Source organism: Terrabacter sp. 05T424 (assembly GCF_056396225.1).
This window is the reverse complement of sequence record NZ_JBFTLB010000014.1, coordinates 1-11,578: the sequence shown is the minus strand read 5'-3', so window position 1 is coordinate 11,578 and position 11,578 is coordinate 1. Positions and strand designations below refer to the sequence as shown.

Annotated in this window: 13 protein-coding genes, 1 tRNA gene and 1 pseudogene; 7 read left to right on the top strand and 8 right to left on the bottom strand. The window is 69.6% G+C overall.

All coding sequences use genetic code 11. The features are described from left to right. The first annotated feature begins 160 nt into the window (after positions 1-160). The 5 genes and pseudogenes from AC1DE0_RS20595 (at position 161) to AC1DE0_RS20575 (ending at position 1,862) form a co-directional block, all read left to right on the top strand. Positions 161-574, top strand: a complete 414-nt coding sequence (locus tag AC1DE0_RS20595; RefSeq protein ID WP_478105105.1) for a glycerophosphodiester phosphodiesterase family protein — start codon at positions 161-163, stop codon at positions 572-574. Beyond that, entirely contained in the window at positions 571-867 is a 297-nt protein-coding gene (locus tag AC1DE0_RS20590) for an alkaline phosphatase family protein (RefSeq protein WP_478105103.1), read from the top strand. Before AC1DE0_RS20595 ends, AC1DE0_RS20590 begins: the two co-directional genes overlap by 4 nt. Then, positions 785-1,184, top strand: a pseudogene (locus AC1DE0_RS20585) (alkaline phosphatase family protein); the annotation flags it as partial. The gene AC1DE0_RS20590 and the pseudogene AC1DE0_RS20585, both read left to right, overlap by 83 nt. A gap of 30 nt (positions 1,185-1,214) precedes the next feature. Then, entirely contained in the window at positions 1,215-1,799 is a 585-nt protein-coding gene (locus tag AC1DE0_RS20580) for a phospholipase domain-containing protein (RefSeq protein WP_478105304.1), read from the top strand. Continuing rightward, positions 1,790-1,862 (top strand) — tRNA-Lys (locus AC1DE0_RS20575). The genes AC1DE0_RS20580 and AC1DE0_RS20575 overlap by 10 nt, the downstream gene beginning before the upstream one ends. Before the next feature lie 17 nt (positions 1,863-1,879). On the opposite strand, the gene AC1DE0_RS20570 is transcribed toward AC1DE0_RS20575, so the two are convergent. The 6 genes from AC1DE0_RS20570 to AC1DE0_RS20545 form a co-directional block, all read right to left on the bottom strand. Further along, positions 1,880-3,004 (bottom strand): tyrosine-type recombinase/integrase, encoded by a 1,125-nt coding sequence (locus AC1DE0_RS20570; RefSeq protein WP_478105099.1) that lies wholly within the window; start codon positions 3,002-3,004, stop codon positions 1,880-1,882. After that, the gene (locus tag AC1DE0_RS20565) at positions 3,004-3,189 is read right to left on the bottom strand and encodes a helix-turn-helix domain-containing protein (RefSeq protein WP_478105096.1); all 186 of its coding nucleotides are present in this window, start codon (positions 3,187-3,189) and stop codon (positions 3,004-3,006) included. The genes AC1DE0_RS20570 and AC1DE0_RS20565 overlap by 1 nt, the downstream gene beginning before the upstream one ends. Beyond that, positions 3,186-4,775, bottom strand: coding sequence for a replication initiator (locus tag AC1DE0_RS20560; RefSeq protein ID WP_478105092.1), 1,590 nt, complete (start codon positions 4,773-4,775; stop codon positions 3,186-3,188). The genes AC1DE0_RS20565 and AC1DE0_RS20560 overlap by 4 nt, the downstream gene beginning before the upstream one ends. Before the next feature lie 893 nt (positions 4,776-5,668). After that, on the bottom strand, positions 5,669-6,643 hold the full coding sequence (locus AC1DE0_RS20555) for an anti-sigma factor RsbA family regulatory protein (protein ID WP_478105090.1): 975 nt from the start codon (positions 6,641-6,643) through the stop codon (positions 5,669-5,671). Beyond that, positions 6,630-6,986 (bottom strand): STAS domain-containing protein, encoded by a 357-nt coding sequence (locus AC1DE0_RS20550; RefSeq protein WP_478105088.1) that lies wholly within the window; start codon positions 6,984-6,986, stop codon positions 6,630-6,632. The genes AC1DE0_RS20555 and AC1DE0_RS20550 overlap by 14 nt, the downstream gene beginning before the upstream one ends. A 727-nt stretch (positions 6,987-7,713) precedes the next feature. Beyond that, the gene (locus AC1DE0_RS20545; protein WP_478105086.1) at positions 7,714-8,469 is read right to left on the bottom strand and encodes a GAF and ANTAR domain-containing protein; all 756 of its coding nucleotides are present in this window, start codon (positions 8,467-8,469) and stop codon (positions 7,714-7,716) included. A 163-nt stretch (positions 8,470-8,632) separates the two neighbouring features. Between AC1DE0_RS20545 and AC1DE0_RS20540 the strand changes: the two genes are divergently transcribed. Beyond that, positions 8,633-8,791 carry a helix-turn-helix domain-containing protein gene (locus AC1DE0_RS20540; protein ID WP_478105083.1) on the top strand — a complete coding sequence of 53 codons (159 nt, stop codon included), beginning with the start codon at positions 8,633-8,635 and terminating at the stop codon, positions 8,789-8,791. A gap of 350 nt (positions 8,792-9,141) precedes the next feature. Here the strand turns inward: AC1DE0_RS20540 and AC1DE0_RS20535 are convergent, their stop codons facing one another. Both AC1DE0_RS20535 and AC1DE0_RS20530 read right to left on the bottom strand, forming a co-directional pair. Next, on the bottom strand, positions 9,142-10,044 hold the full coding sequence (locus AC1DE0_RS20535) for a cation:proton antiporter (RefSeq protein WP_478105302.1): 903 nt from the start codon (positions 10,042-10,044) through the stop codon (positions 9,142-9,144). 175 nt (positions 10,045-10,219) lie between these two features. Beyond that, positions 10,220-10,711 (bottom strand): hypothetical protein, encoded by a 492-nt coding sequence (locus AC1DE0_RS20530; protein ID WP_478105080.1) that lies wholly within the window; start codon positions 10,709-10,711, stop codon positions 10,220-10,222. A gap of 656 nt (positions 10,712-11,367) precedes the next feature. Between AC1DE0_RS20530 and AC1DE0_RS20525 the strand changes: the two genes are divergently transcribed. Further along, a partial coding sequence (locus AC1DE0_RS20525) for a DUF5994 family protein (protein ID WP_478105078.1) occupies positions 11,368-11,578 on the top strand: 211 nt, incomplete at its 3' end.

Sequence of the window (11,578 nt, the reverse complement as noted above, 5' to 3'; positions counted from 1 at the left end):
CCCAGCCGGCGTGACGGCATACGTCCTCGGGTGCGGTGGGGTGTCCGGTTCGCCCGAGTTCGGCAACGGTTCACGGCCGCGCCATGTCGACGGCACCCCCATCGGCAGCGACGTCCCTAGCGTCGAGTGGCCAGAACCCCACCACCCCAGAGGACCTCTGATGCAGCTTCGCCACCTCCTGACCGCCCTGGCCCTGGCCGGCCCCCTCGCTGCGAGCGCCGCCGGCTCTGCCGCAGCCGGCGATGCCGCCACCGCCCCCCGTGCTCCCCCAGAAGACACACTTCGACCTGCAGGCCCACGCGGCGGCATCGGCATGACGACCGAGGAGTCCCTCGAGGGATTCGGCAAGGCGATGCGCCTCGGCGTCACCACGCTCGAGCTCGACATGCAGGTGACCAAGGACGAGACGGTCGTCGTCAACCACGACCGGCAGGTGAGCGCGCAGAAGTGCCGCGACACGGCGCCCGTCACACCTGGTGACCCGATGTACCCCTACGTCGGGAAGTACCTCAAGGACCTCACGCTCGCCCAGGTGAAGACCATGGACTGGCCCCGGGCATCGAGGACCAGGTGACGATCCAGTCCTTCGACTGGGGTGCACTCAACGAGATGCACCGACTGGCGCCGTCGTCGCCGCTCGTCGCGCTGACCAACTATCCGGAGCGCCTCGAGCAGGCGGGCGTCTCGTGGAAGGTCTACCAGGACGAGGGCACGGGACTGGACTCCGCCGGCTCGTGGGGCTGGACATCAGACCCCTACATCGGCAACTACGGCGACAACTCCCCTGCTCTACTCCAACAGCTATCGCAACGCCGCACCCGGAAGTCCCCTGTACGACAAGGCTCGTCGCGGCACCAACGCCCGTGACGGGCAGGACTACTTCGAGCTCCTACGTCGAGACGTGCACGCCGGCGAGCTGCCGTCGGTCAGCTACATCGCGGCCCCCGAGGCCTTCAGCGAGCACTCGAACTGGCCGACGAACTACGGCGCCTGGTACACCTCCAAGGTCCTCGACACGCTGACCTCGACCCGAGGTGTGGGCGAAGACGATCCTGCTCATCACCTGCGACGAGAACGACGGCTTCTTCGACCATCTCGTGCCGCCCCACGCGAACTCCCCTGTCATCCCCGGCGCCTCGACGGTCCCGACCGACCGCGAGTTCTACGACGGCCAGCACGGGCCGGGCTCGTACGGCCTGGTCCCGCGCGTCCCGATGTTCGTCGTGTCGCCCTGGAGCACCGGCAGCCGGCCGGCACGACCGGACGCCGTACGACCTCGACGTGCGCGAGGCGGCGACGGCCGGGACGGTTTCTTCCGCCGCTCCTCCGGCAGCACCTCGACCGATCGCGTGAAGGTGCGGGTGACCCGGGTCGGTCACACCCAGCGCCTGTCCGTCGCCGTCGACGCACCGCGGGGCGCCGCGGTCTCCGTCGCGAACGCGTACGGCGGGCGCACGAAGGTCGGCGCCCGTCCTGTCGTCGTCGACACGTCCGCCACCGGCGGGTGGTACGACCTCACCGTCGTCGCCGACGGCACCCCCTTCCTGCGTTCCTTCGCAGGACACCTCGAGACCGGTCACCCTCCGTCAGCGAGCCGGCGCTGGGTCGCACCAGCGGCTGACGCCCCACCCGGGCGTATGCCGTCGCGCCGGGCAGCCGGGTCCACCGACCCGGGTGCCCGGCGCGTTCGCGTGCGCGGTCCTGCCCGACGGGACGCGCCCGGCCGACGTGGTGCGGGCAGAGCGACGCCGCTGCGGCATACTGTCTGGGCGGCCAGCAGCGCCGCGAAGGGCCTCTAGCTCAGTCGGTAGAGCATCGGACTTTTAATCCGCCGGTCGTCGGTTCGAGCCCGACGGGGCCCACTCCTTGTTTCCGCAGGTCAGGCACTGTCCGCCCCGTTCGCCTCTCTCGGGCCGGCACCGTCACGGGACTCCAGGGGGCGCAAAGGGGGCACAAGCCCGTCAAGAGCCAGCGCCACGGCGTCGAGATCGTCGCCGAACAGGCCAGCGTAGACATCGAGCGTCATGGCGGCCGAGGCATGGCCCAGCATCTGCTGCACGGCCTTGACGTTGGCACCCGAGGCGATGGCCAGCGAGGCCGCAGTGTGCCTCAGGTCGTGGGGCGTGACGTCGACGAGGCCGGCTGCTCGGCAGGCCGGGTCGAAGACGCGGCGCCGCCAGTTGCCCAGGCGTAGGACGCCCCCCTCGGGAGCCGTGAAGAGCGGATTCTCGGGCCCCTTTCCCTGGCACAGCGCCTCGATCCCCGGCGCCAGTGACGGCGGGAACGGCACCGTCCTTGTGCGGTTGGTCTTGGGTAGTGACCAGACTGCGCGGCCGGCCACTTCGGTGACACTCTCCGCGACGACCAGGCGACGGCGGAGCAGGTTGACCCGACGAACCCGGAGCGCCGCGAGCTCACCGAACCGCAGGCCGCAAAACGCGAGGACAGCCACGCTGAGGCCATTCGGGTGCGCTGCCTCGACGAGGCGGGCGACCTCGGCTGCGGTCAGGAAGCGCGGATCGGACCGGACGGCCCTGAGCAGTTGCACACCCGACGCAGGGTTGCGAGAGAGTCGTCCGTCCTTCACCGCCTCGGCGAGGATCAGCGACAGCACCCGGTGCGCCTGCCGCACGGTTCCGGGCGACAGACCGCTCGCCGACAGATCGCGCACCCAGTCCCGTACGTCGCTGTGCCTCAGCTCCCCGATAGCCCAGCCACCGAATCGGGGAAGGATGTGCCCGTTGACGAGCCCGCGGTAGCGGGTCGCGGTCGACACCTTGAGATGCGTCAGGCCGGAAGCCCAGGCTTCGGCCACGTCACGCACTCGCACCTTGCCGGCCCGGGGATCGATGTACTGACCCCGATGCCGCTCCGCCTGCATCTGGTCGAGCCACCTTTGAGCATCGACCTTGCGGGTGAAGTTCTTCTTGCGCTGCCGCCCACCCGGATCGCGCCACCTGGCTTGCCATCCGGGGTCCTTAGGATTCTTGCTGATGCTCGCCATCAGACGACCTCCAGCTGCTCTCGAGACCAAGCTCGGACGGTCTCAGGGTCGAAGCGAAGGTGACGACCGATCCGCATCGCCGGAGGACCTTCGTGACGAACCCGCCATTGATAGATCGTCGCCACCGGAACACGCAGGAAGTCGCTTACGTCCTGCACGGTCCAAAGCACTTCAGTCTGACTCATTGCCCTTCTCCCCTACTCCGATCGACCTGCGGTGACGCGGAATTCGCTTTCTGCGCTGCCTTCCACTGTGCATACTCACGGGCTCGGGCGGCGGCCGCTTTGGCGAGCTCGGTGTCGCCGTCGGTGTCCCAGCCGCTCCCGGCGTAGGTCCACTGGCCGATGACGAGGGTGGTCTCCTCGACGTCGGCTTGGAGGAGGTCGTCGAGCTCGCGGACGTCGAGGGAGCGGCCCTCGCGTTTCGCGGCGGCGAGGACCCGTTCGTACCGGACCCGTCGGCGGCGGAGCTGCCCGAGGGTGACCGAGTAGCGGCGGGACTTGGTCGAGAAGTGGCCGCGAAAGCCGAGCATATGCCGCCACTTGAATAGGAGCCCGTACGGGTGCTCCCGCAGCGGGACGCCCTCTTTGTCCGCGTCACCGTGGGCGTCGCTGTGGATCCGGTCGGTGACCTGCGCGATGGTGGCCCGCAGCCGTCGCGCGTGCGGGCTGTCGGTGTTCGTGGAGTCGGTGGCGGACTTCGTCGCGTACTTCGCCAGGTAGCCGGCGACCTGCTCCGGGGTCAGGGCCCGGTCCGGGTCGTCGGTCCGGCGCGCGGCGGCGATGGGACGTGAGTCGAGCTGGCTGCCGAACCGGAGCCGGCGCACCACATCACCCTCGTGCAGCGGCGGCGCGTCGAACACCACACCGGCGGCGGCCTGCTCGACGAGCCGGGCCAGCAGGGCCGCGGTCAGGCAAGCCGGGGCGGGCGCGAACCCGTCCGCCGACTTGGGGCCGTCAAGGCGGATCAGGGCGTGGAAGTGGACGATGCCCCGGAGTTGGTACTCGGCGACCTTCGCGTACTGCACCGTCACGACGTCCGCGAGCCTCGACTCGGGGACGCCAAGGTGTCGGACGAGGGCGCGGCGCAGGTCGATGGTGAACCGGCGCCACAGCTCCGGCGCCCACCACTGCCATACGAGGTGGCCCTCGTAGTCGTAGCAGTCCCGACATAGCGGCTGCCCGAGCTGCTCGTCTCCGTCGGCGTGCCGGGCGTGGCAGACCGTCGGGCGGCTGTGGGCACAGGTCCGGTCCTGACCCTTGGTGGTGAAGGGGCGGCAGGTGCGGCCGCCGCGGGTCCCGTGGACGAGCCCGAACGAGGGCGCGGTCAGGGTCGCGAACACGAGTGGGTTCTCGCCCACCTGCTCGGGGACGCCTTTGCCGCCGGTGACCCCGGCCCGGATGAGGTGGAAGGTGTCCGCGGCGTACACCCTCGAGCAGGACGGGCAGTCGGCGGCCCGGCGGTTTCCGCACCGGACGTGGAGCACTCCGAGCGGGCTGTCGACCGAGGAGAAGCTCGAGACGACCTCGCCCGTGTTCACGTCGACGGTGTCGGAGTGGCCGTGGAGACGAATCGGTCTGGCGCAGTGCCCGACCCGGGAGACGGCCTCGGACCAGGCGTCGAAGTCGCCTGACAGCAGTCGGGCGACGACCTGGGCTTCGGTGGCCGGGTCGAGGTGGCCCAGGTCCAGCGGGTGACCCTCGCCGATGGGCTGCTCGCCGGAGCGGAGGGGGACGGCGTCCCAGATGCGGTCTCGTGTTGCCCGGGTCATGACGGCCACCCCCTTCCCTGTCCGGGTGGGTGTGCCGTGCCAGCTGATGCAACCCCGCGCTGCACGACACACCCGGTCCGAAAGGGCGGCACCGAAAGCGTTGTCCGAGAAGGAGATGCCGGCGCCGCGGGGTTGCTCACACGCCGGCCACGTCAAAGATCACGAAGTAGCGATCACGAAGAAGATGGCGGACCAGAAAGTGTGTGTGTGGGTGTGTGACGGCAATTTGTTTTGGTATGGCCTCTGGCCGGGTGGGGAGCCGACCCCCAGGGCATCAAGCCCGCAGTTTTTGTCAGTTCAGGTTTTTTATGTGGGTATGTCCGCACTCCCACCATCCCCACCCGCGAGGCGATCAGACGAAGAAACACGCCGAGAGTCCGCGGAAGAAGTTTCACCCACATGATGCCGATGAGCGGACGATTCGCAGAAAGGGCTGCCCGGTCAGAACGGGCCGCGTCAGACCTGTGCCGTTCCCGTCTCCAGCGACCTTCCCGTCGCTGCCCGGAGCGCGGAGATGACGCTCGCCATGGCCGCGGGGTGGTCAACGACGCGCGCCGCTTACCCGCGTGAGGGGGTACCGGGATCGTCGTTGACGACGAGGTTCCGTACGACCTCACGTTGTTCGGGCTCATCACGCGACGCCTGCCGACCAGCTGCCGCGGATCAACGATCGACCGCCAGCCCCTGCCGACCGTTCGCCCGCCGCTGCACGCCGATTCCCTCCCGCTGCCTCCCGCTCGAAGCTCGCATCGCTCCGTTCGGCACGCGCTCCACGTAACTCCCGCCCACGGGGGGCGGGCCCCGCCCTCGGGGTGAGTGCGCGAGGTGGCGCGGCTTTCCCGCGCGGCGGGGCCGCTGGGGCCGACCTTGACAGCAGGAGCCGCGTCCGCGGGTCAGCGTGTCCCGCGACTTCGCTGCTGCCCCTGGGCCTGGGCCGGCAACGTCATCCACAGTCGGATCGCGGTGCCCGACGGGCCTGTCTTGACCTGGACGAGGTCGCACAGCAGGTTCACCATGAGAAGGCCCCTCCCGGTCTCTGCCTCCGGTGGGGGTGGCACCCGACCCGCGAGCAGGTTCTGAATGTGGCCACCGTCGCGCATCTCGTACACCAGGGAGTCGCCGTTCTGCCACCACAGCAGTGACCCGCCGTGACCGGTGTGGGCCACGCTGTTGCCGCCGACTTCGCTTACCGCGATGATCAGGTCGGTGAGGCGGTCCTCGGGCAATCCGGCGCGTCTGCCCCATTCTGTGGCGGCGTGCCGCGCCTGGGAGACCAAGGTGTAGTCGAGTCGTCGAGCACGCGCGGGCGTCGGCGGTTGCAGCGCGGCGATCGAGTCGACAACCGCGTGCGGTTCCGTATACGCGGTGCTAACGCGGCGTGCGCCGTGTTGCCACAGCGTCGGGTGGGTGCGCTCGGCGTCGGCGACGGCGTGTTCTGGGAGGTCGGTGAGGTTGTACGGGCACTGGATGCTGACCTGCTGCTCGGCGAAGGCCAGGTTGGTCAGCGCCTCATGTTCCACGCACGCGGCGTATTCGGGGGCGGACCGTGTCGCCCAGGTCGACTCCGCGATGATCACCACCCGGCGGTCGAGGTGGCCAACGACGAAGTCGTGCATGACGCCGGGAATGATGCGTCCGGGGTTGCGGCCGTGGTCGGCCATGTCGCCGAACCGAACGGAATGGGCATCAGTTCCGAGGGCGTCTCGGATCAGGTCGCCGCGGGCGCCGGGCAGTTCCACCAGGACCGGCTGGTCGGCGGCAAGCGCGGCGCGGATCTGACCGACGACCCCGGACACGAACTCGGCGTCGCCGCGGTAGAGCATCGCTTCGTGCACCAGCCCGGCGTGGACGCCGTCAGCGTCGCTCACGTTCTCCCCGCTCTTCTTGCTTCTCGGAGATGTAGAGCCGTGCTCCACCGTCGCCTCCCCACAGCACCTCGAAGATGCGGCGCAGGGACGGCGGCGGACGATGGACGATCAACCGCCCGCCCTCGGCGAACAGTCGGTTGGCACAGTGCACCACGGCGGTCACCGAGTGGGTGTCCATGAACGGCACACCGTTCAGGTCCAACACGGTGTCGCCGTCGCTGCCGAAGGTTCGCGCTAGGGCGGCCTTGAACTGCTCACGAGTGTCCCGGTCGATCTCGCCGACAATCACCACGCGAACCGGATCGCCCAAGAACGAGATCGTTAGCGCATCCGTCGTCACCATTGTGACCTCCCCGCGGACCCTCGAAGACGTCGCCACAGGCCGTTCCGCGGTCGCCCCATCACGGGGAACGACCAGGTCGCAGCCCCTACCGCACCCCACGCTAACGCGGGACGCAGGCATGTGCCACACGTCGGTCCGACACCCGGTCGCGAACACCGGCTCGACCAGCGCCGCCACCCAAAGACGACGAACGATCGGGCCAACGCGGGCACCAGCGTCACAACCGACTGTCGCGCATCCTTCGAACATCCGGAGTTGCCGCGATGCGCTCCTGCCGATGAGCGACCGTCAGTCAGAGTGTCCTTCTTCGGCTCGGGCGGGCGAGTCCAAGAGGCCAGTCTCCGCGAGGTCGAGCGCCACATCACGCAGGACGGGTTGGCAAAAAGCGGCCGTCCGTCTTGTGCCGCCGGGGCTTGGCGAGCACCCAGACCCTTGAACGGGTCGGGTCAAGGGCAGGCCGACCCGGGGCAACGAGTGCGCAGGAGGGGTGCACGCTCGACGCGCCCCGGACCTGCGGACGTGTCCTGCTCAGCCACCTGGTCGAGCAGCGACACGGTCTCAGCAACCACGCCAGGTCAGCGCGGCCGGCATACGGTGGCGGATCTGCACGGTGGACCTTTGTACTGGGGCCCACCGTACGGCGACGGGGTGGAGGGGCCGTCCGAGGTCACGCGCTCGCGGACGAGGTCGGAGGTGAGGAGCAGGAGCGCAAACCCGCGCTGCAGGGTCACCTGCGCCGTCCTTCGTCGATGACCCCGGTGGCGACGAGCTCCTCTACGACGTCGTAGAGCTTGCGGTTGGCGCCCTGGCTCGTTCGCACCAGGATGGCGAACGCCTGGTCCGCGGTGATCTTGAAGCGCTCCATCAGAATGCCCTTGGCCTGACCGATGAGGTCGCGCCGGGCCAGGCCGATGTTGAGGTGGTGGGCCTTGTCGGCGCCCGCGAAGGCGATGGCGGCGTGGCTGGCGAAGAGGAGGCCGACGTGCTCGGACTCGTCGGTGAAGCTCTCGGCGGTGCGGCTGTAGAGGTTCAGTGCTCCCAGGTTGTCGTTCTCGACCCACAGCTGGATGGAGAGCATGCTCGCAGCTCCCAGTGCGGATGCGCGGGCGGCGAACTTCGGCCACCGGTCCTCAGTGGCCATGTCCGGGACTCGGACCGTCTCGTGCTCGTAGGCGGCGTCCAGGCACGGGCCCTGGCCGGTCTCCGTCTGCAGGGCATCGACCTGGGCAGGGAGTTCACCGGAGGGGTGCTGGGAGGTGACGTCTCTGCGTCCGGTGACGACGCTGATCGACCCTTCCTCGGCGCCCGGGATCAGGGCGACGGCTGCCCTGACCACCTCGTCGAGCATCAGGCCCGGGTCGTCCTGGGACTGCGCTCGGCGGGCGAAGGCGCTGAGCTGGCGCGCCAGCTCGTCATGCTCCGCGCTGGTGCCGGTGTCGGCGTTGGACGGTTCTCCGCGATCGGTTCCGTCTCGAGGGGTCATGGCCGCAATCTAGGCCACTCTGAGGAGGCCCGAAAGGGGTGACCACGAAAGCGTTCGCTCATCAGCCGACCTTGGTGGGCAACTCCGCCGCCTGCGACCTCGTGTAAGACTTCGAGGACCAACGGCGCGACGAAAATACGGCGGTCCCGGCGGTTCTACCCGGTTGCTCGCGTTCTGCGCCGAGCAGCACGGCGCCGGCCGGTCCATCCACGAGCTCGCCGACCGGACGGGCCGGTCGCAGTCGGCGGTGCGCAGGGCCGTGGACCAGGCCGGCGTGAAGCGCCGCCGCCCTGGTGCGCCGTCGGTTTCGTCGGTCCCATGACGAGCAATCAACTCCCAGCCCGAGCCCGACAGGCAGGCACGGGCCTCACTCTGAGGAGTCGCTATGCGCACCGAGCGCTGGATCGTCAACGCGCTCGAGAGTTGTTGCGTCGTCTTGACCGGTTGCCCAACTGGACCTACCCGCTGATGGGACGTGGCCGTGCTCGTGACCTTCGGCATCGGTCGGGAGCTCAGTGCAGCGATGAACCGCCCGGTAACGAGAACATGGACATGGCGCTGACGCGCCGCGGCGTGATCGTCCACGCCCGGTGAGGAACTGAGCTGGCCGGTAGCTCGAAGTCGGCGCGCGTACGGCAAGCTCCCAGCAGCGTCCGGCCGGTGCGACGAGGCTCAGCCGGGGGGCGCGGGTGCGGCCGGGCCTGATGTTCCGGGTGGCGGTTGGACAGGGCCATCTGCGTCTGCAGTTGGTGCCAGCGCCTTCACTCGTCCAGCGAGCACGGCCGTTGCCACGATCGTGATCAGTGCCCCGAGCAGCATCGCGGGCGCCTCAGCCGGGCTGAGCAGGCCGAGCGTACTGCCGAGCGTCGCGGCCGCCACCGGGACGCCGACCTGGGCCGCAGTGATCACCGCGGCCGGCCACGGCTGACGCGTGAGGACCATCAGACCGTGCACGAGCAACGCCGTGGCGCCGAGCCCCAGCCCGAGCAGGATGGCGCTGGGGTGGCTGCCGAGCTCGCCCAGGTCAAGCGAGGCACCTAGCCACATGAAGAAGATCGGCGCAAAGAAGCCTTCGGTCACCGCGAAGAGCTGCCTGGCGACGCGACGCGGCTCACCGACTGCCGCAACGGCAATGCCGGCGGCGAAGCCGGCCAGCATGACGGAAACGTGTGTGGCCGATGCCACCGCGGCGAGCCCGAACAAGATCGCCACAGAGGCCCGCAGCTCGACGGCCAAGCCCCGCTCGTGCGAGACCTCACGGACCCGACGCTCCCGACCCGACCCGACGAACCACCGCAGGAAGAGCCAGAGAATCCCGGCGCAGGCAATGACCGCGAGCGCCCCGAGCACGGCGCGCCCGGCGTGCACCGGGTCGATCGCGAGCGGCAGCGCCACGATGCAGGCCGCGTCAGCTATGGCTAGCTGCGGCAGCAGCTGCACCATCATCGGGCCTCTTACCGGGGTGCCGTCGAGCACCGGGAGCACCAGGCTCGCCGACGACGATGCGAGCAGCACGGCGTACAGGGCTGCGTGCCCTGTGCCGAAGAAGTGGGCCAGGAACCACCCGGCAGGCACCGCCAGCACGCCGACAGCGACGGCTCTCGTCAGGCCCCACGGAAGGACCCAGCACGATGCCCACCAGGAGCTCGCCGATGACAACGGGAAGGTGCAGCCACCGTGAGAGGGACAGGACCGGACCGAGGAGCGCGACGAGGCTGATCAGGGCCAGGGTGGCGAATCCCATGGTGGCTCAGCGCGTTCCAGGTACGTCGATGATACGGACGGGGATGTCGCAGTTCTCGTGCGTGAGATAGTTGGCGCAGACCCGGTGGTAGCCGTCGGCGATCTGCGCCGGGAGCCCGGAGCGGACGTCGCCGCGCACGAGCAGGACAGGCGAGAGGGCCTGTCCAGCGAAGAGTGGACCGGTAGTGATCTTCAGCAGGCGGGCAGGTCGCGCAGCCAAGGCCGGGTCAGGGCGAAGCGACGACCGGAGATCCTGCCGCCGTGGCACTCCCTCTACGCCGCCGAGCCCCTGGAGAGCCAGGGCCGAGTCCGAGGAGCCGTGGGACATGCGCACCAGGGCGCCACCGGCCATGTCGGCGATGAGGAAGAAGGCGGTCGAAGCGCCCCGCCGGCGCGTCGGTGTCGCGGTCACTGCCTCGACGGCGACCCAACAGTGCCGGCGGCTGGGTGGCACGGGAGGGATGGGGTGCTCGTGCCCCCGTCCTGATCCGCCGGCCATGGCGCCAGTCTGCCGGACGGTCGAACGAGTGTTCGAGGCGGCGAGCGTGATCCTTGACAGGATCGCGTCAGGTTGCGACCTATGGTCGCCCCACATCACCGGCTCCTCACGGTGGAGGAACGCGTCGCCGTTGCGAGCGACTTCCGCCGCCGGTACCGTCCCTGTGCGTTTCAACGGGCGCCTGCTCGACTGGGGTGGTCTGCGCCCCGACGCCCTGCCGCGCGGCTTAGTCGCCACGTGGGCGGGGCTGCCGGGCACCCACCGTGGGGCGGTGGGGGAACGATCACGAGACTCGTCGTAGGTGAATGCGCCGGTCAGGCGTAGGCTGACGAGGAGACGTGAGAGCCCCGTCAGGGCTGTCGGCGTCGGCAGGCGACAGAGGACCCGACCCTTGCGCGGCGTCGGACTCACGGGCGGGAAGTGACGAGGGAGCCGCGGTCCATCCCTCACACCACCGCTCCCGAGGAGCCGCTGTGAACGCCATGCCCCTGTCCCCGCCAGTCCTCGCCTCCCCACCCCAGCCGCCGGCGCTCACCACGCCATTGGCCCAGCCGCTCCTTGAGCCGGCCCCAGAGCCGGCGACGAACCGCTCGCCCGGCTCATCGAGCGACGCCTTCGACCAGACCCCTCGACTTGCTCTGTCACCGCGCCCAGGGATGGAGGTCGCCGACGGCGTCTGGTGGCCGCGAACGACCGATCTGCAGGTGGAGCTGCCGCTGCTCGACGTGGCGGTGCACCACCTCACCGGCGCCCGGATCGCCCGGGTCGGCTACGAGCGCGGCCTGTGGGGCCAGGCGCCACGGAAGGTGCGTACCCCGCTGGGCATCACGCACATCGGGTGGTTCGAGCACAGCCGCTACCGTGACC